Below are 25,173 nucleotides of genomic sequence, written 5' to 3' on the forward strand. Positions count from 1 at the left end.
AGGGAAACCGACCGGCTGCTAAGGTGGTATAAAAATATAAAGGGGGGCTTTTTCAGGATGATGCAACGATTATTTTAATTTTCCAATTTCATCAAATCGTTTATAAGCATCGACAACTGCATTGATCACGCTGCTGCGGAATCCACGGTCTTCCAGTGTCTTCACACCGATCATCGCCGGACCAGCCGGAGAACACACATCATCTTTTAAATTCTCAAGATGCTTTTCGCTCTGTAAAAACAGCTGCACGGTTCCAAGGATTCCTTCCAGTGCATATCTTCTCGCCTGATAACGTAAAAGACCATTGTAAACGCCGCCGTCTGCCAGAGAATTAGCAAACATTGCGATAAACGCCGGGGATGTAGATGTTAATACTGTGCCTGCCACAAACTGGGAGGCCGGAAGGCTGTCAAATCCACCGGCTTCACGTAGAATATACCGGAATTCGTCCTCCTGTTCCTTCGTGTAGCTGTCGCCCTGTTCGATCAGGATAAAACCTTTTCCAATCAAGCAGGCTGTATTCGGGAGAATACGGATAACCGGAACATTCTTTCCTTCTAACTCTAATTCTTTCATATAGGTTGAAACCTCAACACCCGCTACAATCGAAACGATAATTTTTTCCTGCCCTTCTTCTGCACATGCCGCAAAGACCGGTTTCACCTCTTCCAGAACACTCTTTAAAAACTGCGGTTTTACACAGAACACAACATAATGAGCTGCCTTGATCGCTTCTCCATTGGTCTCAACAAAGTTGCATCCCAGCTCGTCCGCTAATTTCTGTCCTTTTTCTGTAACCACATCTGTAATCACAACTTCCGATGGATCAATTCCCTTGCAGGCTGCCGTTGCAAGAGCTGTACCCATAGTTCCACTTCCAATAAAAGCAATTTTTTTCATAGCTGGTCTCCTTTCAACTTAAAGTCCGAGTTAGTAATATACTTCAAATATATCTTATGTGGCTTATATTTCCCTTCGCCTTTCAGCGAAGGGAAGTTCCCGCTCTCAGCGGATAAATTTTTCTTTAAATGCCTGAACATGCGCTTTCTGAACCGATATCAATTTATCTACATCTCTCTCCTGAAGACAACGATAAATTTCCTCATGATGTCCAATATCCATATCATCAATCGAAGATAAATTAATCCGGTTTAAAAACAGAAGACGAATACTCAAATCCTGGTAATTATTCATCTCCCGCTCAAGAAACGGATTCCTAGTCATAGAAGAAATAATTCTATGAAATGCTCGATCCAAAAGAACTCTTTCTTCCGCATCTGTCTCCTCTCTCAGGACTTCCAGGCTGTCTTTCAGCCGCTTTAAATCTTCTTCCGTCCGATTCATAGCAGCAAGCTCTGATTCAAGTGGAGACAGAGCAAATCTCATCTGATAAATCGATTCCACTTCATATAAGGAAATCTCATTTACCATAATACATTGTCTCGGGACAATTTTCACAAAGTTTTCCCATGCCAGTCGATTCAGTGCCTCACGGATGGGAGTTCGTCCCATCCCCAGCTCTTCCATCAATTCAGCCTCTACTAATGTCTGTCCGGGGCGAAGTCTGGCTGTAATAATCATCATCTTAATCTTCTCGTATGCCACATCACTAACTCGCATTGTTTCCCTCATCTTTCTTGTAGAACAAATCTGTGATTTGCATCCAACTTCTTTTAGTCTACAGGAATGCTTATTTTTATAATAGCGCAAATAAGGATCAAATTCAATTAGACTTTTGTATATACCCCGTTTCTGATATAGTTACTGTTCACGCATACATGCCCAGTAACCTGATATGCCCTATTTTTTTTATAATTTTTCGACGCATCGCTTGTAATTTTCTTCCGCGTTGCCGCCCTTATGCCAGATATCCGCGATCGCTTCCGCGATTGGAAGCGGATCCGATTCATTGTACATAACATTTCGTCCCAGCAAGATTCCGCGGATATTGCTGCTGATTCCGATCTCTTTCGTGTACTCTTCTACAACCTCAATCGGCTCACTCTTTACCTCGTCTGGAACTACCAGCACCGGACAGGTGGTCGCCGCCGTCGGAACTGCATATTCATGATTCAGCGGAACTTCAATCCATTTGCCGGATGCACGGCAGCCAAGAGCGCCTACCACGCCGACTACCTTACACAGACTCTCTGAATCCGTCTTCATCGTAAACCCCGTTTCCGTCGTTTCTACATACAGCGCCTCGATAAAAATTGGAAGACCAGCTGACTCTGCTGCATTGACAGCTTCTGCACAGTACCGAACCGTATATTTGCTTCGCTCATCCATCGGATTCAGACGGATCATAAACTTTACACCGTCCATCCGAAGTTTCACTAGGCGATCGACTGTATAACAGGACGGCATATCGTCCATCTCCCATACCGTATTTTTCAAACCGCCCCGGTTCACAGTGCCAACCAGCATCTTCCCATCCAGAAACGCCTTTTCTCCACGTTCCCGCTGCAACTTATTGAGGATAAATAAATCTTCAATAATATCCGGTGTCGCCTCGATTCCATCAATCTGATCACTCTGCAGCATCCGCACCAGGCGGGATAAATACTCCCGCCTATTACTTAAACCAATCGGATTTCCTTTGTACTCATTGATCATTCTGGCATTGTGATCCGCTGCCGCAAATACCAGCTTATCATGCGGAAATCCCGGTTTTTTTCGCGCCGCCGCTTCCTGCTCAATAACCTCCGGAGAAAAGGCTTTTATCTTGTTTAATTCTTCAAAAATCTTGTCATTCAAAAAACTTTGATAATCAAATCCCATATACACCTTTGCCTTTCTCTGTCACTGAACACATTTTATTTTCCAAAATTAACGATTGCGTCAATTTTATCTCTTCCGCCTACTTTATCGCCCCACTGATCATATACGCTCTGGGCTGCCTCGATAAATGGTTCGCGATCCGGCTCTGTGATTTCGATGCCCTCTCCCTTTAACAGTTCCAAGCACTCATCCTCAGATGCTGTATAAAGTTCTCTCTCTTTATCGATCATTTCTTTGGTGCACTCATCGATAATCTGTTTGTGCTCGTCCGAAAGAGAATCATAGAAATTCTTAGCAACTACGCAGATACCTAAGTCGTTGGTCCATCCAACCATTGCCCAGTGCGGCGCTGCCTCATAAAACTTCTTGGAATAATAGTTTGTATTGGCCGCTTCTGCACCGTCAATAATGTTCTGCTGCAGCGCTGTGTATAATTCGCCGTATGCCATCGGCAGCGGGCTTGCGCCGAATGCGGTAAAGGAATCCAGCTGTACCTGATTTTCCATGGTCCGGATCTTGAGGTTCTTTAAATCCTCGATACTGTTGATCGTCTTCTGCGTTGTCATGATATGTCTGGTTCCCAAATCCAGGAAGCCCATCAGATGGAAGCCTTTCTCCTCACAGTCACCGCTATAGGACATTCCAATCTCGTCAGAGTCCAGAACGGAATACATATGTTCCTTATCTCTCCAGAGGAACGGAAGGCAGAATATATTAACAGATGGAACAAAGCTGGAGAACGGCGCTACCGACGTCATCGCCATCTCTACAGTGCCAAGCTGCATACCCTCAATGACATCTCGCTCGTTGCCAAGCTGGTTATCCGGATATACTTCTACTTTAATTTCGCCATTGGAGCGCTCTTCCACAATCTCTTTAAAATACTCCGCTGCTTTTACCGGAGGTTCGGTTGCTGCCTGTGATAAGGAAACCTTTACGGTCACCGCACCACCGGATGAACCGCCTGTATTAGCCGCTGCCTTTGCGGACTCTCCTGTGGAAGCGCTGCCGCCTCCTCCACATCCTGCCAGAGAACCAGCTGCCACCAGCATCGCCATCGTCATGCTTACAAACCGTTTCACATTTTTCTTCATAACAATAAATCCTCCTTTCATTTCATCTTTTTATCCCATTAACTGCGGCAGCCATAAATAGGTCTGCGGGAAATATGTAACAATAATCAGTACAACTAACATTGCAAGAATCGTAGGAATTACAAACGGGAATACCTCTCTTACACTCTTGCCGGTCAATCCACAGGCAACGAATAAAGTTGCTCCATAAGGCGGTGTTACGTATCCAATCGCCAGGTTGATGCAGACAATAACACCAAAGTGAATCGGGTCGATTCCATAAGCGGTTGCTACCGGGAATAAGATCGGCATTAAAACGATAATTGCAGAGAAACTTTCCATAAACATTCCAACTAAGAACAGCGCAATATTTAAGAAAATAAGGAATGCAGTCTTACTTGTGATGAATGTATTCATAACCTGGATTAAGAGCTGCGGCAGCTGTTTTGCTGTGATAAACCATGCAAAGATATAAGCGCAGCCTGTGATAATCATGATGCCAGCCGCCGTCTGCGCGGACTTAACAAAAATACCAGGTAAATCTTTCAATGTAATTTCTTTGTAAATAAACATACCTACCAGGAAGCCATAGACAACCGCCACAGCCGCTGCTTCAGTTGCAGAAAAGATACCGCTGATGATACCACCGATAATGATAATCGGAAGTCCTAAACCAGGAAGTGCAGAAAACATCGTTCTCCGTACTTCTTTCGGATCAAACTTGGTTGTCTGGATATATGCATCTCCGCCCCTGGAAGCGTGAATATAGGAGTAGACCATCAGTGCCACACCAATCATAACTCCAGGAATAGCGCCTCCGAGGAATAACTGACCAACAGATGCACCTGTGGAATATCCAATCAGAACCATTAAGATACTTGGCGGAATAATCGGTCCGATACTTCCTGCTGCTGAGAGCAGAACCGTTACGAAACTCATGTTATAGCCTTTTTCTTTAAATGCAGGCGTCATGATCGAACCGATTGCTGCTGTTCCAGCCGTTGCTGAACCGGAAATTGCCGCGAAAATCATGGATGCCAGTACGGCTACCATCGCCAGACTTCCTTTTACAAAGCCGATCGACGCACTTGCAAAATCTACAATCCGTTTGGACATACCGCCCTGATCCATCAGATTTCCTGCCAGCATGAACATCGGAATCGCCATGATCGGCCAGCTGTCAAGACCCGCAAACATTCTCTGTGGTACCAGAACCAATGGGAAATTTCCCTCAAGCATAATCGAAAGTGTCGTTCCCATTCCGAGTGCAACAAAAATAGGGGCTCCGATTAGAAACAGACACAAAATACAGATAAATAAAAATCCTAACATATCGCAGCCTCCTTTACTAATCTATAAATTCTCTCGGTTCTTCCGGTGCATTCTTGTTTTTTAAGCGTTCGATAAAGGTAAGGAGCTGTTCCATAATCATCAAAGCTCCACCGGTTGGGAATGCCGCGTAAATCAAAGCCATCGGAATCTGCATCGCCGGAGACGTCTGAGCCGTCGTAGACTGTACTACTTTGAACCCGAAATATGTCATAATACATAAGAAAACAATCGTTAAAAGATCTACAATCGCGGTCAAAATGCGTTTCGGCTTTTGCGGAAGTGCAGATGTCAGAACATCTACCTGAAGGTGAGAACGATTTCTCATCGCAATCGCCGATGCCATCAATACCAGCCATATCATCAGATATCTCGCTAATTCTTCGGTCCATCTAAGAGGACTCTGTATTACAAAACGGAAAAAAACCTGAATAATAACCGTAATTGTCATCGCAAGAAAAAGAACAACTACTACCGCATCATTTACATTTCGAATTATCTGGAGAAGTGGGTTCCCCTTTTCTTTCATAACGTATCCCCCTTTCCTGGATAGTTTTTACAAAGGCGGCAGCCTGTGAAACTGCCGCCGGTTTTTCATTAGATCTTTCTCTCCAAGCCGCGTTTCTCATAATAAGAATCCGGGATATCTTTCGGATCTTTGTACATAACCATCACACACTTACCGTCGCTGCCGATAGTCGGCACATCCATGATGAATAATGGCCATCCAAACCATTTGTACCAACCAAACTCCCACATGGTTGTACAGTTCAGGCAGTAGCACTGGAATCCTTCCTTATTATAAGCTCTTGGATCCGGTTTATCTAAAGTCTGTACCTTGTCTTGACATTCGGTTACCAGCCAGCCGCCGCTGTTACAACGCGGAAGTGTAAAGGTAATCTTCTCCTCATCCTCTTCCCAAATCTGATCGCCGTTATCATGAAGAGCAGACCATAATACTGCACGGTTCTCCAGGAAATCTTCCATTGGGAAATCTTTATATGTAGCCTGACCCGCTTTATATTTCTCCATCCAGTCCTGCAGACATGGCGGATAGCACCATAATGCATAGTCTTCCATACATTCAAAGATCGCCTCATCCGGTGCCCATTTCTTGAAATTGCGTAATGTCTGATTTACCCAGCGGACTGCGAAATGGTGAAATCCTGTCTTTTTCTCTACATTTAATTTGTGCAGCTCCAGCGCTTTTTCCATATCACCGGCTTTGATCGCTGCCTCTAATTTATCAATATTGCGAACCGCATAATCATTGCGAACCTTTTCCAACGTCTCTGTATACATCTTCTTTTCCATAATCTATACCTCCTTATTACCAAGCTGTCTTCTTTCCGTATTTTTCATCTTCCTGGATCGGGAAATGCACTTCTTTACCAAGGTCGCTCGACTGATAAATCGCACGGATAAATTCAAGTGTTCTTCTTCCCTCTACGCCGTCTACCATCGGCTCACGATCTTCTTTGATCGCATGGATGAAATCAGTAAGCTGTCTTCTGTGATTTTCGGTTGCCACATAGCCAGCACCCGTTGCTGTATCACCAGAGTCAACTTTTACCTTGGTCAGGTAATCATCCTCGTTCATGCCTTCTACTTTCCATTCTACGATCTCTTCTTCCACAATCTTGATCGTACCTTTTTCACCATGGATTTCGATGTGACGCGGATAACCCGGACGGACTGCACTACTACTTACCAGGCTTCCCAACGCCCCATTCTTAAATTTGAATATTGCGTTGGCTACGTCATCTACTTCAATATCCGGATGCAGGGTTGTCATATAATTACCAGTCAGTCTCTCTACATCGCCGACTAAATAAAGCATTAAGTCAATAAAATGAACGGTCTGGCTAATCAGGGAACCGCCGCCCTCACCTTTCCATGTACCTCTCCATGCACCGGAAGCATAGTATTCATCGCTTCGGAAGCATTTTCCAGAACAATCAACCGAAAGAAGTTTACCAAGCTTGCCTTCATCCAGCGCTTTCTTGATCAGCTGAGCCTGATCCATGAAACGGTACATAAAGATAACACCAAATTTAACGCCCGCTTCTTTACATGCTGCAATCATCCTGTCAGCTGCATTACAATCGACAGAAATTGGTTTCTCACACATTACGTGTTTGCCAGCCTTCGCACAGTCCACAACCATCTGCTCATGCAGGAATGGAGGTGTTACTACACAGACAGCATCGATATCATCTCGTTTCAGCATCTCTTTATAATCCGTGTAATAAGACGGAATATTGTACTCTTTGCTGAATTCCTTTGCCACATCCTCTTTCACGTCACAGAATGAAACAACCTCTGCTTCCGGGATATCCCGAAGTGCTCCTGCATTTAACGGACCTGCCATACCGCCGCCGATAATACCAAATCTGATTTTGTCGCCCATACTCTTTTTCCTTCCTTTCTTTTTTAATCTTTTATTAGTACATGCACTTTGTTTTCTTTAATATATCTCAGATATCTTACTGATATATTAGCACTTTATTTTTTCATTTTCAAGTCGTTTTCTGATTTTATTTGACGAACTTTAAATCGTATTGATCTTTTATCATGTTTTATTTCATTGTATTGTACATTTCCAATCCATTTTCCCCCATATTTCCCTTATTGCATAAACAATCGGTCAATTTTATTCTCATTCAAATATTCTTCCGCCATTGATTCCACATAAATCTTGAACAGATTTCATAGAACAATTCTTTTCTACAAAACAAAGAAGAGCCATTTAATGTCTCTGCATCAAATGACTCTTCTCATTTTCAATTCTTTACTGCCCAATCTCCGCCGCCGGACCCACTGCCGGTTCCTGCGCCGGACCGTGTCCTGGTCCGATGTCGCTGCCCGGTCCTGCCGGCACGATCGTCGTGCTAGATTCTGCCGGATCTTCAACTGTCTCGGCAGGTGTTTCCGGCACCACCGCCGGGGCTGAATACCGTTTTCCTGCCGTACCCGTCTTGTGGATCCGCTGCATCCGCTCTTTGATGGATTCGCTCTTGATCTGCTCGATCTTGGCGCTGGCGTCTTCTTTTAACTCCTTGCTGCTGCGGCCGGAATCGCCGCTCTTTGCAGACTCCAGAAGCTTCGCCGCCTCATCCGAGAGCAAATGATCCCTTCTGAAATTCGCCGCGGTATATCCGCTGGTTGTGATTTCAAATGCATCCGGATGACCTGCCAGATAGGTTCCTTCTCCGCGTCCATTGTCCGTCTCCGGGGTATCAAAGGACGCCGCCGGAAGCCCCTCTACCATCTTTTCCATCGCATTTTTCCAGATCTTCGCCGGATACGTGCCGCCGTACAGGCTGGAAAGTGTCTTCTGCTGGTCGTAGCCAACCCAGACCGTCATCGTATAATATGGCGTCATGCCGCAGAACCAGCCGTCACGGCTGCCGTTGGTCGTACCGGTCTTTCCGGCCGCCTCTATATTGCCGCTCCACCCCATCGACGCCGCCGTACCTTTTGTGACAACTCCCTTTAAAATATCGGTCATCAGCACGGCGCTGCTCTCCTGGTAAACCTGAACCGATTCATAATCTTCAAAAATATCTTCGCCCTGGTTATTGATCATCTTGATAATACAGGTCGGTTCGCGGTACTGTCCCCGGTCTGACAGCGCCGCATAAGCGCCCGCCATCTCCTCGGTCGTCATACCGGTGGTAAAGCCGCCCAGGGAGGTCGCCGGATAATAGTCCGCCGCTTGCACACTCGCGAAGCGCATCTGGGTTAAATATGCCATGCCGACATCCGGTGTGATATCATCATAGATATACCATGCCACACCATTTTTACTTCGCTCGACCGCATTTCGAAGCTCCAGCCTCTCGCCGGAAAGGGACTTCACATCCACGCCCTTCTGCTTCGCCGCGTCAATATCGATATTCGGAATCCTTGTTTCCGATGTGTAACCATTTTCCAGTGCCGGTGTATACACAATCAACGGTTTGATAGAACTTCCCGGCTGTCTCGGGCTCTGGAACGCACGGTTTAATGTGTAGGTATCCGTCTCCTGACTGCGTCCACCCACAATCGCCACGACGCGGTTCGTCTTGTTGTCAATAACGGTGGACGCGCCTTGCAGCTTGTAAACGCCGTTTTCGGATGTATTGCCATCAAAGGACAGAACTCCATCTAATGCATCCTGCAGGATCGTCTGCTTGTCCGGATCCAACGAGGTATAAAGGTTATAGCCGCCCGTATAGAGCGCATCGCGCTCCTGGTTGTACACCTCGTTGTAATTGGCATTGTACTCTTTGTAAGCCTCGTCGCTGCGGAATCCATACTGGAATTCAAAACCGTCACGGCGCATCAGATAGCGAATCGCACAGTCGATCGCATACGTCGTCTCATAGTTGTGCAGCGGCACTCTCTGACGGTTGACCGTGATCTCCTCCGCCTTTGCCTCTTTGCACGCTTTCTCCGTAATAAATCCCATACTCAGCATATCTTCCAGAATCTTATCGCGGCGTGTCAGCGCATTTTCCGGATGACGGTACGGGTTGTAATACGTCGGCGAGTTCGGAATCGCACACAAATATGCCGTCTGGCTCAAGGACAGTTCATCCGCATCCTTGCCAAAATAACCTCTTGCAGCCGCCTGAAGCCCGTAGTACGTGTTCGCGAAGCTGATATCATTGATATAGAACTCCATAATCTGCTCTTTGGTGTATTTCTTCGTCAGATCTAAGGAAATCAGCATCTCCTTGATCTTCCGCTCCATCGACACCTCGCGGGTCAGAAAACGGTTTCTCGCTAACTGCTGGGTGATCGTACTCGCGCCGTGCTTTTCTGCTCCCTCAGTCAAAAAGTAATTGATTGCGACACGGAAAATACCTTTTATATCAATGCCTGGATTTTCCCAGAACGTCCGATCCTCGATCGCCACAAATGCGTTGACTGCATTCTGCGGTATCTGGTCATACGTCAAATAACTGGAATCCTCGTCTCCCGTCAGCTTCGCCAGCACATTACCGTTGGAATCATAAATATAACTTGCCTCCTGCAAACGGAACGTATCCAGCGTACTGTTTTCCACCACTCCCTCTATCTGGCTTTTATAGTCCTCATAGAGCGGAATCAGCTTATATGCGCCAAATCCGGCACCGCCAATCACCAGCAGTACCAGACACACCAGAAGCGTCTTGAACATGGTTCCAAAGATCCTTGCCATCGCATGGAACACGATCTGCCCACCGCTCCGGCTGTTATTTTTGCCCGCTTTCTTTTGCTTGCCGACATCAATTTTCCCGCTTTTCTTTGCGGTGCCCCGCCTGCCCGAAGATCGTGCGGATGAAGCTGCCGGCTTCTTTCGAACGCCGGAGGCGTCCTCTCTCGTCTGTTTCTCCCTCATCTCTTCCCTCATCTTCCTATGTATCTATGGTTGCTTCCATTCTATTTTCATGCGGCACCTTAGACTTCAAAAATGCCTGTCTGCGGACAGCAACTTTTTATACTTTTCTGACAAAATCAGCTTGGACTCCCTTTTATTATAAGTTTTTTTGTCCAAAAGAACAAGCCTGTTTTCGAAATCTGCTCAATCTCCTGCCGCGTGTTACTGTTCGCGCATACGTGCCCAGTAACGGAATTTGCCGGGGCTTCAAAAATACCTATCTGTAAACTGCATTTTCGCTGTATCAACGCCGTTTCCGAAAAAGAAATGCTAAAAGTTCATGCACTAACAGCGGCGTGGCGGATAACAGGAGAAGCGCCAGCCACTCTGCCGGGTGCAGCCGCACCGTGTGAAGGAGTTTCATCAAAAAAGGAATCTCCGTCACCGCAACCTGCATCAGAATCCCCACAAGGAATGCCGCAAGCATCAGCGGATTTTTTCCAAGACTGCGTGAAAATGCCGAGCCCGTAAGCGAGCGCATGCCGACCGCATGAAAGAGCTCCGACAGCCCCAGAACGGTAAATGCATACGTCTGCGCCCGCAAAAGCTCCTGTCTGCTGAAAAATGCCCCCAGCGTGACTGCTGCAATCAGAGACCCGTAAAATACCATGCAGAACCACCCTCCTCCGGCAAACAGCGACTCGCCCGTCCGGCGCGGCGGCTGACGCATCAAGTTCTCCCGGTCGTTTCCATCCATGCCGAGTGCCAGCGCCGGAAGCGAATCCGTAATCAGATTGATCCAAAGGATGTGCCCGGCTCCCAGCGGCGCCGGTATTCCGATAGCAACGGCGGCAAACATGGTTAAAATCTCCCCCAGATTGGAGGAAAGCAGAAACAGTATAGATTTTCGTATATTTTCATAGATGCCGCGCCCTTCCTCAATTGCCCTCTCGATCGTCGCAAAATTATCATCCGTCAAAACCATATCCGCCGCCTGCCGCGCCACATCGGTGCCACTCTTTCCCATCGCGATCCCGATATCGGCTGATTTAAGCGCCGGCGCATCATTTACGCCGTCCCCGGTCATCGCCGTCACGCACCCGGCGCGTTTTAAAGCCCGCACAATCCGGACTTTATGTTCCGGCGACACCCGTGCAAAGACTGATACAGAACCGATTCGTTCCTCCAGAGCTCCCTCATCCAGCGTTTCCAGCTGCGCCCCCGTCATGCATTCTTCCCGCCGTTTGGCAATCCCCAGCTGCCTGGCGATCGCAAGCGCCGTGTCTGCATGATCTCCAGTGATCATGACCGTCCGCACAGATGCCCTGCGAAATGCCTCAACTGCCCCGGCTGCTGCCTCCCTCGGCGGATCCATCATGCCTGCCAGACCCAGAAATATCAGGTTCTGCTCCAGCTGTCCCACCTGTTTCTCCCTCTTTCCATCCGGCATTTTTCCTGTTTGAAGCTCCCTATACGCCCCCGCGAGTACTCGCAGGGCACGCGCGGACATACGCGTGATCTCCGCCTCAATCTCTGTCCGCCTCTCCCTGGTCAGCGGCACAATTTTGTCCTCTTCCATCTCATAACGACACCTTTTAAGAATCACATCCGGCGCCCCTTTTACACAAGAAATCCAGTTTTCTCCCTGCTCATGCACCGTCGTCATTCTCTTCCGATCCGAATCAAAGGGAATCTCCCCTTTCCGCGGATATCTCCGACGCAGATGCTCCGGAGAAACACCACAATTTTCACAAAATCCGTACAGCGCCCGCTCGGTGGCATCCCCCACCGTCTCCCCGGCATCGCTGCACAGCGCAAATACCTCCAGAAGCCGTTTTCCCACTTCTCTTTCCTTAGAGCGCGCCAATTCCTGTTCCGTATACTCCTGTCGATTTACATAACATGTCGTCACCGTCATCTCATTTTTCGTCAGCGTCCCCGTTTTATCTGAGCAGACCACGCTGACTGCCCCCAGTGTTTCCACGGACGGAAGACGGCGCACGATCGTGCCAGCCCGCGCCATTTTCGTCACTCCCAGCGCCAGCACAATCGTCACCGTCGTCGGAAGCCCCTCCGGCACGGCAGCTACCGCCAGGGAAATCGCAGTGAGCAGCATTTCCATCACGTCGCGCTTCTGCCAGACGGCGAGGGCAAATAATAAAACGCACAGCCCGATCGTAAGAATACTCAATAGTTTCCCCAGATCCGACAGCCTTTTTTGCAACGGTGTCTCCTCCTCCGGCGCCTCGCGGATCAGAGAGGCAATCCGCCCTACCTCCGTATTCATGCCGGTGGCGATGACAATTCCCTTTCCCCGCCCTGCCGTCACATAAGAAGTCATAAATGTCTCATTTTTACGCTCTGCCACCGGAAGCGCACCGGCGGCTAAAAAATGGCTGTTTTTCTCAACCGCCCGCGATTCGCCGGTCAGCGCTGATTCTTCTGCCCGCATTTCAGCTGTCTCGGTAAGACGCAGGTCGGCTGGAACCTGCCGCCCGGCATCGAGCACGACCAGATCCCCCGGCACCAGCTCCCGCGCGGCAATCTCCCGCCCTTTTCCTTCCCGGATCACAACCGCCTCCAGCTGCGTCATCCGTTTTAAGGATTCGAGCGCTTTCTCCGCCTTCCCCTCCTGAATCACGCCCACCGTGGCATTTAATACGACAACCGCCAGAATTACCCCCGCATCGCCGTACTCGCCCAAAAGCAGGGAGATCCCGGCTGCCGCAAACAACACAAAAATCAGGGAGTCGCAAAGCTGTGCCCCGATGCGCACAATCAGACTCCGCGGTGGTGCTTCCCGCAGCTCATTTTCCCCATAATGGCGCTGCCGCACCTCCACTTCCGCTGCCGATAAGCCTGTCCGCAAATCGACCGAAAACTCCCTGCACACCTCTTCCACCGTCCGGTTCTCATACATGCGCATTTCCCCCTTTTTCTGTCCCTGTTCTGTACTTTTCACAGACTGCATTTATTCATATGCGGAAAATAGGGGGGATTAGAACTGAATGGTTAGAATAAAGAAATGGAAAGCATAGTCCTGTTTGATGCTCAAATGGCATCGGAACTCTTATTGTTTCGATGCCATTCTATAAATTCTGTGATTTAATTTTATCGTTCTGTTTCTGTCACATACCTTACACCTGTGGTTCCGGCTCCTGCGTCTGCGCGGCCGGTTTGCGCTCCATCGGCATATAACCTTCTTTCTTCCGCTGTATCGGCTGTACAGTCACCGTTGCTGCCGTATCCCGGAACGCCGGGAGGCTGCCTGTCTCCATGTAAGCGCGGAACGGAAGTTCGCCCTGCACTGGGTCTTTCACGGCCTCATTTTTCTCCACTTCTGGCCGTTCTCCTCTGCGCGATGGACGGCGCTCAAACCGCTCCCGCCTTCCAGAAGCCGGGCGGTCTTCCCGTTTCTCATTTTCCGGCACCGCGCGGTTTCCGCTACGTCTGTCCGCTGCTCTCTCGGCTCCCGAAACACGCGCTGCCCTCTCTCTCTCTGAGCAAGCTCTTTCTCTGCCCTGCGTGCGCTCAGTATTCCCCTCAGCAGCACGATCCGCTGTACGGTTCCGATAGCTTCTCTCCGATCGTTCCGGTCTGTCACTGCCAGACGGACGTTCTTGTGCGCTGCGCTCCTGTTCCGGCTTTTCGGCTTTTTCCGGTGTTTCCAGACGTGTTCCCCTATTCGGACCACTTACGCCTCTTGGCGCCTGTGTCCGCTCCGAAAGAGGTCGAACCTGCATCTTATTTTTCTTTTCCTTCTCCCGGAAGCTTTTAAGTACGATCGCCGCCGAATACTGGTACGCATAGATACAGCTTTTCATCAGTTCCTGCTCTTCCTCCGTCTTGCAGGAACTCAAGAGCATCTCTTCCTCTTCTTTTTCCAGATATGCCTCTCCGTTCGTATCGCGTTCCTTTACCGGCTTGTAGATCCGGTATTTCTTGTAATACGGCGGACATGGAAACTGCTTATTCTTAACCGGTTCCGGTACAATCCGCAGTTTGTAGGTATCGGACATGCGCGCCAGAACATTATGTATTTTCTCACAATTCTCTCTCGTATTTGTCTCCCGCGCCGGGATACAAAGTAAATAATCCATCTATTTTCCCTCACATCTATCAAACGATCCTTTTCAAAATCGTTTTCTTCTCAAATTTTCTACATTTACGCCAATCTTTATTGTATCATGTCAGAGAAAAACGGGCAAGTGAAAAAGAATGTGCCTCACGACAATTTCCTGTTACACAAAAAAGGCTGCCACACGAATGCCAAACGAACGTTTTCCGTCCGGGGCCTTCTGTTTGTGACAGCCTGTTTTCCTTTATCTAACGCAGCCATATTTACCTGCGTGTTACTGTGAACAGTAACACCTGCGTTCCTCAGTCTCTTACACCATCCAGTCTTTCAGCACGCCGTGATCGCGCAGCAGCTTTCCAATCACCGTCTTGTCAATCTTCCGGAGAATCGGCTTTTTGAGTGCTTCAAACGGCATCGGCAGCTTCATTTCCAGCGGCGATCTGCCGTCCATCAGCTTGACCGTGCTGTCCAGAAGCTCGCGGATATCGTAGACACTTCCCCATACCTCCGGTACGCCGCGGTCTACGCCGCACAAGCCATACACCGCTTCCATCGCGGTGCGGACGGAATACTCGGTCGTGAAAATAGTATCACGCGGGGTCTCCGCAAACTGCCCCAGAAATGCCGCATTGACACATCCATCCGGGATAACGTCCGGGCGGTCTCCGGCACGCCGCGGCATAAAGAATGCTGTAATATACGGCATCATCGTCGGCGTACAGTTCGCATGGTTCTCAGCCAGTTCCTCGATCTGATCCTCCGGGATTCCGAGATGGTACAGCCATTCTTCTGTGATCTCCTTGCCCGTGCAGGCGCGCATCGGCTTCTTCACATAATCGCCCGGTACATCCGTAAATAAACTGTATACCCAGACGCAGATCTCGTCCTTATCCTGCGCTTTGAACTGTCCCTGACGGTTGATCGTCCAGCTGAGCAGCCAGCTTGAATCACGGCAGCTCACGATACCGCCTGTTACGACGCGTCCACTTCTCGGATCCCTGCGGCAAATCTTGCGGATCTGGGAAATGATTGTCTCATCCGAAGTCGTGACCGTCGCAGACTCCCAGTTCGTCTTCTGGATATCCGAGCAGAATTTCTCCGGATGTCCAAATGCCGGATCCTGCGCAGCAATCTGACGCCACAGACTCCAGCAGCCGCTGGTACGCACTTCCGCACCTTCTACCGGTGCCTGATTCTGGTCACCGTAGATCGTTCCCTCAGTACAGCTTCCGTTCGTAATAAAGACAAAATCATCCTCAGTCAACGCGATTTCCTTCTTCTCGCCGCCCTTCACGTACTCGATCGCCTTCGCAACCTTTTTCTCACCCTGGATGTCAAACCGCACATTCGTAACCTCGGTGCCAAACTGGATCTGGACGCCTGCCGTCTCCAGATATTTCTGCATCGGCAGAATCAGCGACTCATACTGGTTGTAACGCGTAAATTTAAGTGCCGAGAAATCCGGAAGTCCGCCAATGTGGTGGATAAAACGCTGAAAATAGCGTTTCATCTCTAATGCACTGTGCCAATTTTCAAACGCAAACATTGTTCTCCAGTACAGCCAGAAATCCGAATCAAACACCTCATTATCAAACACATCCTCAATGGATTTGTCATACAGATCCTCATCCTTCGTGAAGAACAGCTTCATGATCTCCATGCTGCCTTTCTGGCTCAAGCGGAATTTGCCGTCCGTGTGTGCATCCTCGCCTCGGTTGACCGTCGCACGGCAGAGCGAGTAGTTCGGATCGTGTTTATTCAGCCAGTAATATTCATCGAGAACTGATGCCCCCGGCACCTCCAGGGACGGGATGCTGCGGAACAGATCCCACAGGCACTCAAAATGATCCTCCATCTCGCGGCCGCCGCGCATCACATATCCACGGGTCGGATCCTGAATACCGTCACATGCACCACCTGCTACCTCCATCGCCTCCAGAATATGGATATTTTCTCCCGGCATCTGTGCGTCTCTCACTAGAAAACACGCCGCCGCCAGAGAAGCCAATCCACTTCCGACGATATAAGCCGATTTGCCCTCGATTCCCGCCGGTTTCTCCGGACGTGCAAATGCCTCATAATTTCCCTTTGAATAATAAATTCCCTTGCTGTTTTTCTCCTGGCTGCCGCGTTCCGTATTCCGGTAATCCGAAGCCGACTTAACCACTTTTCCTGCCTTTTTCCGCTTCGACGCCGCTGCCGCCAGCCCCGCTCCAACTGCCAGTGCCGATACCGCACCCGCTTTCCATGCTTTCTTATTCATGTCCTGATCGCCCCTGCCTTTCTTCAACTTTCAAACCACTTCTTTTTTACATTACCCCGATATCTAGTTTTTAATACTATCTAATAATGATTTGATAGTAAAACTTTTTTGAAGAAAAGTCAAGGGCATCATCTTCTGGCACTTCCCGCTTGCCTTTGGTCATTCCATTTTCTTACTACCTTTTGTACTGACTTTTCATGAGCTTTGGCTTTATACTTCTTGGCTTTGAATTGATTGTAAAAAAGCTTTCATTTATTATTTTTTTGCCTTGCAAAAATAAAAAGCACGATTAATAAAATAACCGGGAACAATAGCCCAACTCCCATACCTGCACGAATATTGTCTCCTGCACTTTGTGTAACACGTCCAACAATCCCCGGACCTATGCTTCCACCCAGGTCCCCCGCCATAGCAAGCAAAGCAAACATAGCCGTTCCACCTGCCGGAAATCTTTCTGATGAAATACTGATTGTGCCGGGCCACATAATCCCAACAGAAAAGCCACAGATAATACATCCAATCAAACCTGATATCGGATTCAACGATACAGAAGCAAGCAGGTAGCATATCACACATAAAATTCCAGATCCGATCATAAATTTCATCAGATCCATTTTATCACCATATTTTCCGAAAATTATACGACTGATCCCCATTGTAACAGCAAACATGCAGGGACCGGCCAGGTCACCAACTGTCTTTGACAGCCCCAGAGCAGCTTCCGCATAAGCAGATGCCCATTGTGCCATAGCCAGTTCTGATGCACCGGAGCAAATCATCAAGCATATGGAAAGCCAGAAAAGAGGTTTTCGAAACAGTTCTTTTATTCCCATTCCTTCCCCCTCATCTACCAAATGCTCGATCGGACAGGTTGCAAAATTATAGATATTTATGGCCGGAACAAGCGCCCATAAGACAGCCAGCCATTTCCAGCTGTCCATGCCAAACACCGCAAAAAACAGTGTAGAGATCACAATCGTTCCCACTGCTCCCCAACAATAAAAAGAGTGAAGCAGACTCATCGTTGCCTCTTTGTTATCAAATGGACACGCCTCCACGATCGGGCTGCAAAGCACTTCAATCAGACCACTTCCGACTGCATATACAATCACACTCAGGATAATTCCAACAAGCGGTTCCGGCAAAAGCTCTGGCAAAAAAGCCAGACCAACCAATCCTGCTGCGGAACATACCTCAGAAGTAACAATACAGATGCGATACCCTATTTTGTCCACAAACTTTGCACAAAACAGGTCTACCAACAACTGTGTAAGGAAAAAGCAGGTAGAAATCAATGCGATTTTTCCAAGTGCAATCTGATAATCATTATGAAATTTCAAAAATAACAATGGGGCAAAATTAGCTGCAATTGCCTGTGTAATAAATCCCATATAACAGGCTATTTTTGTTTTCCGGTAATTTGGCATGGTCATCACTCCTCGTTTTTTATTGAATTATATAACATAACATCTTTATTTTCATTGATTTATTTCCGAAATTTATTGTATAATATCGTAAAGTATGTTTCAAAGAGTGGGGTTTCTATGAATATAAATACAACCTATACCAAAATCATTACAGGTGAAGATTTGATGGAGACAGCTCAGCACGGAAGCACTCTCTATCCTTTCCAGTTTTATTATGAAGATCTGTCCGTTTTCGATTTCAACTGTATCGAATGGCACTGGCATACTGAATTGGAGTTTATTTATATTGAATCCGGAACCGTTACTTTGTGGATTGGAGAAGACCAATTTCATTTAACCGAAGGAAATGGCGTATTCATTAATACAAAGGTACTCCATCGCCTTTATTCTCCCTCAAAAGCCCTCATTCCCAATTTTGTATTTATGCCTTCTTTTATTGCCCCTTGCGACAGCCTGATTTATCAGAAATATATTCTGCCGATCATTTCTTCCTCATTGCCATTTCTCGTATTTCATAAAAAAGTATGCTGGCAAGCAAAGGTTTTATCTATCATGCGGCAAATTATTTCTGCACAGGATTCCGTTTTATCCAAAGAACTCCTTACCAGTTCTCTCCTTCAGAATCTCTGGCTGGAAATATTTGAAAACACAGACATTTCATATCAGGAAGAACACAAGGATCATTCAACCGCTTCTCAAGCCCGGTTACAGCTCATGCTGCAATTTATCCATCTAAATTACTCACGGAGTATCTCATTGGATGACATTGCAGAACAGGCAATGGTCAGTAAAAGTACCGCTTTGAATCTGTTTCGGAAATATTTACATATAACGCCGGTTAACTATCTCATTAACTACCGTTTAAAACAGGCCGGTCAGTTGCTTTCAAAAACCGAGAAAAAAGTCAGTCTCATTTCTTCTGAGACAGGTTTTCATAACGTTGACTATTTTTGCAGATTATTCAAAAAACGCTACCAATTAACCCCAACGGAATACCGGAAACAGAAAAGCCGCTGATTGGGACGGCGCTGCATTTCCGGCTGCCATCCGCGGGATTCTGGTCAATGCCTCCCACAACGCGGTGAGGAAGATAGGGTTTCAAGTGCGTGTTTGACCACTTTCTCTGTTTCATCCAGCGTCCAGTCGTGCATGGTCCCTGCCTTGCCGAAACTCATGCAGCCGACACACAGCTCGGAGATAAGCATTACAGCGGCTTTTAAAAAATCTGTATTGATTTTTCTGCGTGAGATGTTATAATCGGTATATACCGAAAACAAAAGGAGGAAATCGTCCATGCCAAGACCGCCACGGTGCCGCCGGATTTGTGGCGCACCACAAATTGATACCTTCTGCCCCAATGGGTGCGAGAATACCAAGCCGATCCTGCTGACGCTGGACGAATACGAGGTCATTCGTCTGGTTGACTTGGAGCAGCAAACCCACGAACAGTGTGCCGCGCAAATGGACATTTCACGCTCTACCGTGCAGGAGATTTACGAAGTCGCACGGCGCAAGATCGCAGCGTGTCTTGTCCACGGGAAACCGCTGCACATCACCGGGGGAAACTACCGCATCTGCGGAGGACAGGAGGCAGCCCACTGCGGCCGTTGGTGCCGGATGCAGAGAGCCAACACAGAAAAATCCAACAAAAAATGCAAAGGAGATTCCATTATGAAAATTGCAGTTACCTATGAAAACGGTCAAATTTTTCAGCATTTCGGCCATACCGAACAGTTCAAGCTTTATGAAGCTACAGACGGCAAAATCACTCATGCGGAAGTTGTTGATACCAACGGCAGCGGTCACGGCGCACTGGCAGGCTTCCTGATGCAGAACGGCGTGGACACTTTGATTTGCGGGGGCATCGGCGGCGGTGCCCAGGCAGCTCTGGCCGAAGCGGGCATCAAGCTCTACGGCGGTGTCAGTGGGGACGCTGACGCAGCAGTGAGCGCATTGCTCAGCGGAAATCTGGGCTATGACCCCAATGTTCATTGTGATCACCATGACCATGAGCACGGCGAGTCTGGTCACACCTGCGGTAACCACGGCTGCGGCAAGCATAGCTGCCATTGATATGGAACGAACACTGACACAGCTTCCGTTCTGGTCATCCTTGACCGAACACGAAATGGAAACGCTTTTCTGATGTGATGTGGGCGATGCAGCAGATCATGTTCAAGGGATTGGATCGGCGGCTGGCAGAGTTTCTCCTTGCCGAAGCGGAACGTACTGACTCCGACACGATACACATGACCCATGAGCAGATCGCGGCGTTGTTCCTTAAAACCGCTGACAACGAAAAGGAACATGCTAAGCTGTGGTTCAAAGAACTGAACGGCATTGGCGATACCTCTGAAAATCTTCTCTCTGCCGCTGAGGGCGAGAACTACGAGTGGACGGATATGTACGACGGCTTTGCCAAAACCGCCGATGAAGAAGGCTTTCATGAACTGGCGCAGCGCTTCCGTCTGGTTGCCGCTATTGAAAAGCACCATGAGGAGCGCTACCGTGCCCTGCTGCACAATGTGGAGATGGCGGAGGTCTTTGCAAAGAGTGAGGTCAAGGTATGGGAGTGCCGCAACTGCGGCCACATTGTGATCGGTGAGAAAGCGCCGGAAGTCTGCCCTGCCTGCAATCATCCCCAGAGCTATTTTGAGATCCACGCGGAAAATTATTAAAGAAAGAAAAGGAGAATCATCATGGAGCAGAAGTTTTACATTTGCAAGCATTGCGGTAACATCATTGCCAAGGTCAAGGACACGGGCGTTCCCGTCATCTGCTGCGGCGAGCCGATGAGCGAGATCGTTCCCGGCACCACCGACGCCGCCGTGGAGAAGCATGTTCCCGTCTGGACGGTAGAAAACGGCATCGTCCATGTCAAGGTCGGCTCCTTGGAGCATCCTATGCTGCCGGAGCACTACATCGAATGGGTATCTCTCCAGACCAAGCAAGGCAATCAGCGCAAGGAACTGCATCCCGGCGAAAATCCGGAGGTCTGCTTCGCTCTCTGCGAGGGCGATGAAGTCGAAGCGGTCTACGCTTATTGCAACCTCCATAGTCTGTGGAAAGCGTGATTCATCTTTCAAAAATCTGTTGCCATTTCTCAACCCCTATCGCGGCAAGTGTGTATTCATCCTACTTGTCACGCTGGCGAATGCGGCAGGCGCTTTGCTGATCCCTACCATCACCGCCGACAAGATCAACATTGCCGTGGAGGGCAGACACATGGATTGCGATCCTCGGCGGTGGGATGCTTATGAAAGGCAGCCTGACCCCCGGCACGTTCCAGGCCTTTTTCCAGTACATGAACATGTCCAGCGAACCGATCACAGAGCTTTCCTATATGACAAACTCTCTGCAATCGGCGCTGGCCTCCATGGAGCGGGTATATGAGCTGCTGGATGAGCCGGAGATGGAAGCAGAGCCGGAAGCACCGAAGCGAATCGGCCATGCGCTGGGAGCGGTGGAGTTTTCCCACGTTCGCTTTGGCCAATTATTGGTGAATCGACATTTTGTTTCCTTTATCCACTCATTTTTATGATGTTCCAAGCACTTGATTCAAGGCAGAAAGTCATGTCGCATTACTTAATACTACAGCCCCTTCTTTATTTCTTCAATTGTCATCTCATATACTTCTGTTACTTTTTCCATTGCTTCCGATATCCCCGGCTGCTCTCCGGTTCCATCTCTCAAAAGTTCTATCAACTCATGACTAACCTCATACAGACGGTCAAAAGAAAGATTCTGACACACCCCTTTCAGTGTGTGTGCACCGCGGAAAGCATCTTCATAATTTTTATTTTCCAATGCCTGTTTTAACTGTATATAACTCTGATCTTCAAGGAACTTTAATGCAAATCTCCGAATCAGTGCTTCGCTGTGAAGGCGTCCCAAGACAGCTTCATAGTTTCCTCCAATAGCTTCGTAACACTCTTGCATTGTCATATTTTAGTCCTCCTGTCAATTGTATTCCACTAATTCATGAACCTCTGCGAATCAATTATATACATACCTTAAAATCGTTTTTATAACTTCATCAATCACAATCGGCTTTGACAAATGTGCGTTCATTCCTGCATCCAGTGATGCCTGAACATCTTCTGCAAATGAATTAGCTGTCATTGCTATAATAGGAATGTTTTTTCCATCCGGTCTGTCATTCATTGCCCTGATTGCTTTTGCTGCTTCATAACCATTCATTTCATGCATCATGATATCCATCAGGATTACATCAAATGTGCCTTCCGGATGATTTCTGAAAATCTCAACAGCATTCTTTCCATCCACAGCTCTTTCTACATTCATCCCGAACTCTTCCAACTGCACGGTAGCAATCTCTGCATTCAGTTCATTATCCTCTACAAGAAGGACATTCACACCTGTAAGATTTACCTTTTCAGAAAAACCTGTGTCTGACTTATTACATTCCTTATCTGTAATTTCCAAAGGAATATCCACAGTAAATGTGGTTCCCTCATGCTTTTTACTCTGCACGGAAATAGTTCCACCCATCATATCTACATACTTCTTTACGATAGCCATCCCCAGTCCAACTCCATGGTACTGCGTTCTCACATCGGAATCTTCCTGCGCAAATTCCTCAAAAACTTCTTTTGTAAATTCCTCACTCATGCCAATACCAGTATCCGAAATGCGATAACGCATATTTATATATCCATCCCCGCCCTTTTCCTGACACCGGGCTTCAAATGTAATCGTCCCTCCATCCGGAGTGAATTTTACGGCATTGCTCAGAATATTGACCAGCACATCACGCAGGCGTGCAGGATCCGCAAGCACATTTGGAATCTTTGCTTCTTCACGCCGAATCTTAAAGTTGATATCCCTGTTCGTAAGAAAACCTTTTGTAATATCCAATGCAGAATCTGTAATGTTTTTCACATCCGCCGGTACCGGATTGTAATTCACTTTTCCACTTTCGATGCGGGTCAGATCTAATATATCATTGATCAGCGACAGTAAATGCTCTGAGCTTTCGTCAATCTTTTCCAGACAATTTTTCACTTCGTCTGACGGATTATTTTTCATTGCAATACCGGTAAATCCTATGATTGCATTCATCGGTGTCCTCATATCATGGGACATATGTGACAGAAATGCTGTTTTTGCCTTGTTTGCAGCCTGTGCCTGCTCTGCCAGTTCCGCCATTTCCTCAGCTTTCTCCTGGGCCGCCTTCTGAGCTTTTTTTCTTGCACTGAGACGCACCATTGTCACAGCCATAGCAGTCAGCAGCCATCCAAAAATAAGAAGAACCAAAACAGTAACAACAGGATGCAGACGGATCCAGTCAACAAATGTCAGCTCTGTTGCTTTGTATGTGGTATACTGTGCTGCAAGATCTTCAACAAGATTTTGGGGCATGGCATACATTGCTTTCGTCAGAATACCAGCCAGCGCATGGTTCTCAGTTGATGAAATTACCATGCGGTAGGTGAATGTAGGCTGTTCCAGCAGAGTATATGTCATGGTGCCTGTAGTGTCACTGTTCACAAACGCCTGTGCCATGTAATAGTAGACGAAGGCAGCATCTGCTTTACCCTTACGGACAGCTTCCATCATTTCCTGTCGGGTACTGCACATCAGTTTTTCTGCACCGGGTGCCATTGCATCTTCAATTGAATTTGATACTGTCTGGTCAACAGTAGTAACAACATTAATTTTCCCATCAAAGTCACGCCGTGTCACCCTTGCCAGCTGCATCGTAATGAAAGGTGCAGTAATCCCCCATTTTTTCGTCTCAGCATAGTTATCTGTTTCCAGGCGTGCATCGATGCTCATATCTGTGGTTTCCTTATTTTTCTGATAAGCAATATACTCATCTCTGGTGACAGGTGTAAGAAACTCATAGGAAATCCCGGCATAGTCTGCAATTTTCCGGAAGTAATCCGGGATAATACCCTTCATCTCACCATTTTCATTATAAGAATATGGATAACGGGTCGGATCACACAGAACATGAAGCGGGTTGTCCTTGGAATACTGTGAAATAATACTTTTTTCTTTCTCCGTATATTCCAGATTCTTAGTTTCTATGCTTTCATAATTTTTATTGTAAAGCGTCGTTTTCCAGTCACCCTCAACCGCATTCATCTGATCGATCGCATAATTGATCTCATTCAGCAATTCTGTATTGCCCTTTTTAACAATGACATAGAAATCGCTGCTGCCAAATTTCTCCACGATTCGCTCATTGTTTGTTTTTCTCAGAGAACTGGTAACAATCGCATCAACTTTTTCGCTCTGAAGGGCTTCATCCATTTCTGTGGTCGTATCAAAATAAGATGGAACATATGTAAATCCTTTGTTGTCTGCAAAATCCGCAAACTCTTCATTCCGGGTGTTTCCGTTCAAAAGCGCCACACGCATACCGTTGTAAGTGCTGTAATTGCCGTCCACAATCGTGCTGTTGTCACTGCGGACGGTCAGCATCCCATAATTGGTTCCGATTGGACGTGAAAAATCAAACTTTTCTTCTCTGTCCGGTGTTTTGCGGGCAGATGTTACCATGTCAATCTCGCCATCTTCAAGCATCTGCTGCATATCATCCCAGCTCTTATCATATCCGACATATTCGTAATCTACATCCCAATAACGGGCCATCAGCCGAAGAAAATCATAGCCATACCCGCTGCGGTTGCCTTCTTCATCCATCACATGATAACCATCCATGGCAAAGAAACCGACTTTGACAGTTTCATGCTGCGAACTGTCCTCGGCTGCATATGCGGTCTGGGGAGAAAATATCATACACACGCATACAAAAGCCAGTAACACTGCCACATATTTCTTTGCTCTCGAAATCATATTAAATCTCCTTGTCAACCTCCTGGTTTAATAAAATTGCACTGCCGCAT

The 25,173-nt window shown here is 47.5% G+C and carries 21 protein-coding genes; 5 read left to right on the forward strand and 16 right to left on the reverse strand.

All coding sequences use genetic code 11. The features are described 5' to 3' along the window. Window positions 1-69: 69 nt before the first annotated feature. The 13 genes from proC to DWY89_RS05215 all read right to left on the reverse strand — a co-directional run bounded on the left by proC (window position 70) and on the right by DWY89_RS05215 (window position 18,298). A complete protein-coding gene (gene proC / locus DWY89_RS05155; protein WP_107001105.1) occupies window positions 70-900 on the reverse strand; it encodes a pyrroline-5-carboxylate reductase in 831 nt (276 codons plus the stop codon). Window positions 901-1,005: 105 nt separating this feature from the next. Next, window positions 1,006-1,620, reverse strand: a complete 615-nt coding sequence (locus DWY89_RS05160) for a GntR family transcriptional regulator (protein ID WP_181357223.1) — start codon at window positions 1,618-1,620, stop codon at window positions 1,006-1,008. A gap of 189 nt (window positions 1,621-1,809) precedes the next feature. Then, window positions 1,810-2,781 carry a hypothetical protein gene (locus tag DWY89_RS05165; protein WP_107001107.1) on the reverse strand — a complete coding sequence of 324 codons (972 nt, stop codon included), beginning with the start codon at window positions 2,779-2,781 and terminating at the stop codon, window positions 1,810-1,812. 35 nt (window positions 2,782-2,816) lie between these two features. Beyond that, on the reverse strand, window positions 2,817-3,875 hold the full coding sequence (locus DWY89_RS05170; protein ID WP_182426606.1) for a TRAP transporter substrate-binding protein: 1,059 nt from the start codon (window positions 3,873-3,875) through the stop codon (window positions 2,817-2,819). A 30-nt stretch (window positions 3,876-3,905) separates the two neighbouring features. Beyond that, window positions 3,906-5,186, reverse strand: a complete 1,281-nt coding sequence (locus DWY89_RS05175; protein ID WP_118467183.1) for a TRAP transporter large permease — start codon at window positions 5,184-5,186, stop codon at window positions 3,906-3,908. A 16-nt stretch (window positions 5,187-5,202) separates the two neighbouring features. Beyond that, on the reverse strand, window positions 5,203-5,712 hold the full coding sequence (locus DWY89_RS05180; protein ID WP_118467181.1) for a TRAP transporter small permease: 510 nt from the start codon (window positions 5,710-5,712) through the stop codon (window positions 5,203-5,205). Between the two features lie 68 nt (window positions 5,713-5,780). Beyond that, window positions 5,781-6,497, reverse strand: a complete 717-nt coding sequence (locus DWY89_RS05185; RefSeq protein WP_107001111.1) for a hypothetical protein — start codon at window positions 6,495-6,497, stop codon at window positions 5,781-5,783. Window positions 6,498-6,513: 16 nt separating this feature from the next. Further along, window positions 6,514-7,593, reverse strand: a complete 1,080-nt coding sequence (locus tag DWY89_RS05190; RefSeq protein ID WP_118467179.1) for a Gfo/Idh/MocA family oxidoreductase — start codon at window positions 7,591-7,593, stop codon at window positions 6,514-6,516. Window positions 7,594-7,974: 381 nt separating this feature from the next. Beyond that, window positions 7,975-10,551, reverse strand: coding sequence for a transglycosylase domain-containing protein (locus DWY89_RS05195; RefSeq protein WP_242995738.1), 2,577 nt, complete (start codon window positions 10,549-10,551; stop codon window positions 7,975-7,977). Window positions 10,552-10,834: 283 nt separating this feature from the next. Then, the gene (locus tag DWY89_RS05200; protein ID WP_118467177.1) at window positions 10,835-13,450 is read right to left on the reverse strand and encodes a cation-translocating P-type ATPase; all 2,616 of its coding nucleotides are present in this window, start codon (window positions 13,448-13,450) and stop codon (window positions 10,835-10,837) included. 217 nt (window positions 13,451-13,667) lie between these two features. Next, window positions 13,668-14,630, reverse strand: a complete 963-nt coding sequence (locus tag DWY89_RS14565; RefSeq protein WP_243015294.1) for a hypothetical protein — start codon at window positions 14,628-14,630, stop codon at window positions 13,668-13,670. Between the two features lie 288 nt (window positions 14,631-14,918). Continuing rightward, on the reverse strand, window positions 14,919-16,871 hold the full coding sequence (locus DWY89_RS05210; protein ID WP_118467757.1) for an oleate hydratase: 1,953 nt from the start codon (window positions 16,869-16,871) through the stop codon (window positions 14,919-14,921). 248 nt (window positions 16,872-17,119) lie between these two features. Then, complete coding sequence (locus DWY89_RS05215) at window positions 17,120-18,298, reverse strand: MFS transporter (protein ID WP_118467175.1); 1,179 nt, start codon at window positions 18,296-18,298, stop codon at window positions 17,120-17,122. Window positions 18,299-18,415: 117 nt separating this feature from the next. Between DWY89_RS05215 and DWY89_RS05220 the strand changes: the two genes are divergently transcribed. Continuing rightward, the gene (locus tag DWY89_RS05220; protein ID WP_118467174.1) at window positions 18,416-19,315 is read left to right on the forward strand and encodes an AraC family transcriptional regulator; all 900 of its coding nucleotides are present in this window, start codon (window positions 18,416-18,418) and stop codon (window positions 19,313-19,315) included. A gap of 44 nt (window positions 19,316-19,359) precedes the next feature. Here the strand turns inward: DWY89_RS05220 and DWY89_RS14570 are convergent, their stop codons facing one another. Then, window positions 19,360-19,593, reverse strand: coding sequence for a hypothetical protein (locus DWY89_RS14570; RefSeq protein WP_243022741.1), 234 nt, complete (start codon window positions 19,591-19,593; stop codon window positions 19,360-19,362). Between DWY89_RS14570 and DWY89_RS05230 the strand changes: the two genes are divergently transcribed. The 4 genes from DWY89_RS05230 (at window position 19,592) to DWY89_RS05245 (ending at window position 21,839) form a co-directional block, all read left to right on the forward strand. After that, window positions 19,592-20,371 (forward strand): DUF134 domain-containing protein, encoded by a 780-nt coding sequence (locus DWY89_RS05230; protein ID WP_118523256.1) that lies wholly within the window; start codon window positions 19,592-19,594, stop codon window positions 20,369-20,371. The genes DWY89_RS14570 and DWY89_RS05230 overlap by 2 nt on opposite strands. An 86-nt stretch (window positions 20,372-20,457) precedes the next feature. Continuing rightward, window positions 20,458-20,976: a rubredoxin-like domain-containing protein gene (locus tag DWY89_RS05235; protein ID WP_276530431.1), complete on the forward strand. Its 519-nt coding sequence runs from the start codon at window positions 20,458-20,460 to the stop codon at window positions 20,974-20,976. 21 nt (window positions 20,977-20,997) lie between these two features. Next, window positions 20,998-21,372, forward strand: coding sequence for a desulfoferrodoxin family protein (locus tag DWY89_RS05240; RefSeq protein ID WP_117795958.1), 375 nt, complete (start codon window positions 20,998-21,000; stop codon window positions 21,370-21,372). A 182-nt stretch (window positions 21,373-21,554) separates the two neighbouring features. Continuing rightward, on the forward strand, window positions 21,555-21,839 hold the full coding sequence (locus DWY89_RS05245; protein ID WP_147352785.1) for an ABC transporter ATP-binding protein: 285 nt from the start codon (window positions 21,555-21,557) through the stop codon (window positions 21,837-21,839). Window positions 21,840-21,889: 50 nt separating this feature from the next. On the opposite strand, the gene DWY89_RS05250 is transcribed toward DWY89_RS05245, so the two are convergent. Both DWY89_RS05250 and DWY89_RS05255 read right to left on the reverse strand, forming a co-directional pair. Further along, window positions 21,890-22,243, reverse strand: a complete 354-nt coding sequence (locus DWY89_RS05250) for an Hpt domain-containing protein (protein WP_118467168.1) — start codon at window positions 22,241-22,243, stop codon at window positions 21,890-21,892. A gap of 51 nt (window positions 22,244-22,294) precedes the next feature. Beyond that, a complete protein-coding gene (locus tag DWY89_RS05255; protein WP_118467166.1) occupies window positions 22,295-25,123 on the reverse strand; it encodes a transporter substrate-binding domain-containing protein in 2,829 nt (942 codons plus the stop codon). Window positions 25,124-25,173: the final 50 nt, after the last annotated feature.

Source organism: Clostridium sp. AF27-5AA (genome assembly GCF_003478415.1).
Lineage (GTDB): Bacteria > Bacillota > Clostridia > Lachnospirales > Lachnospiraceae > Otoolea > Otoolea fessa.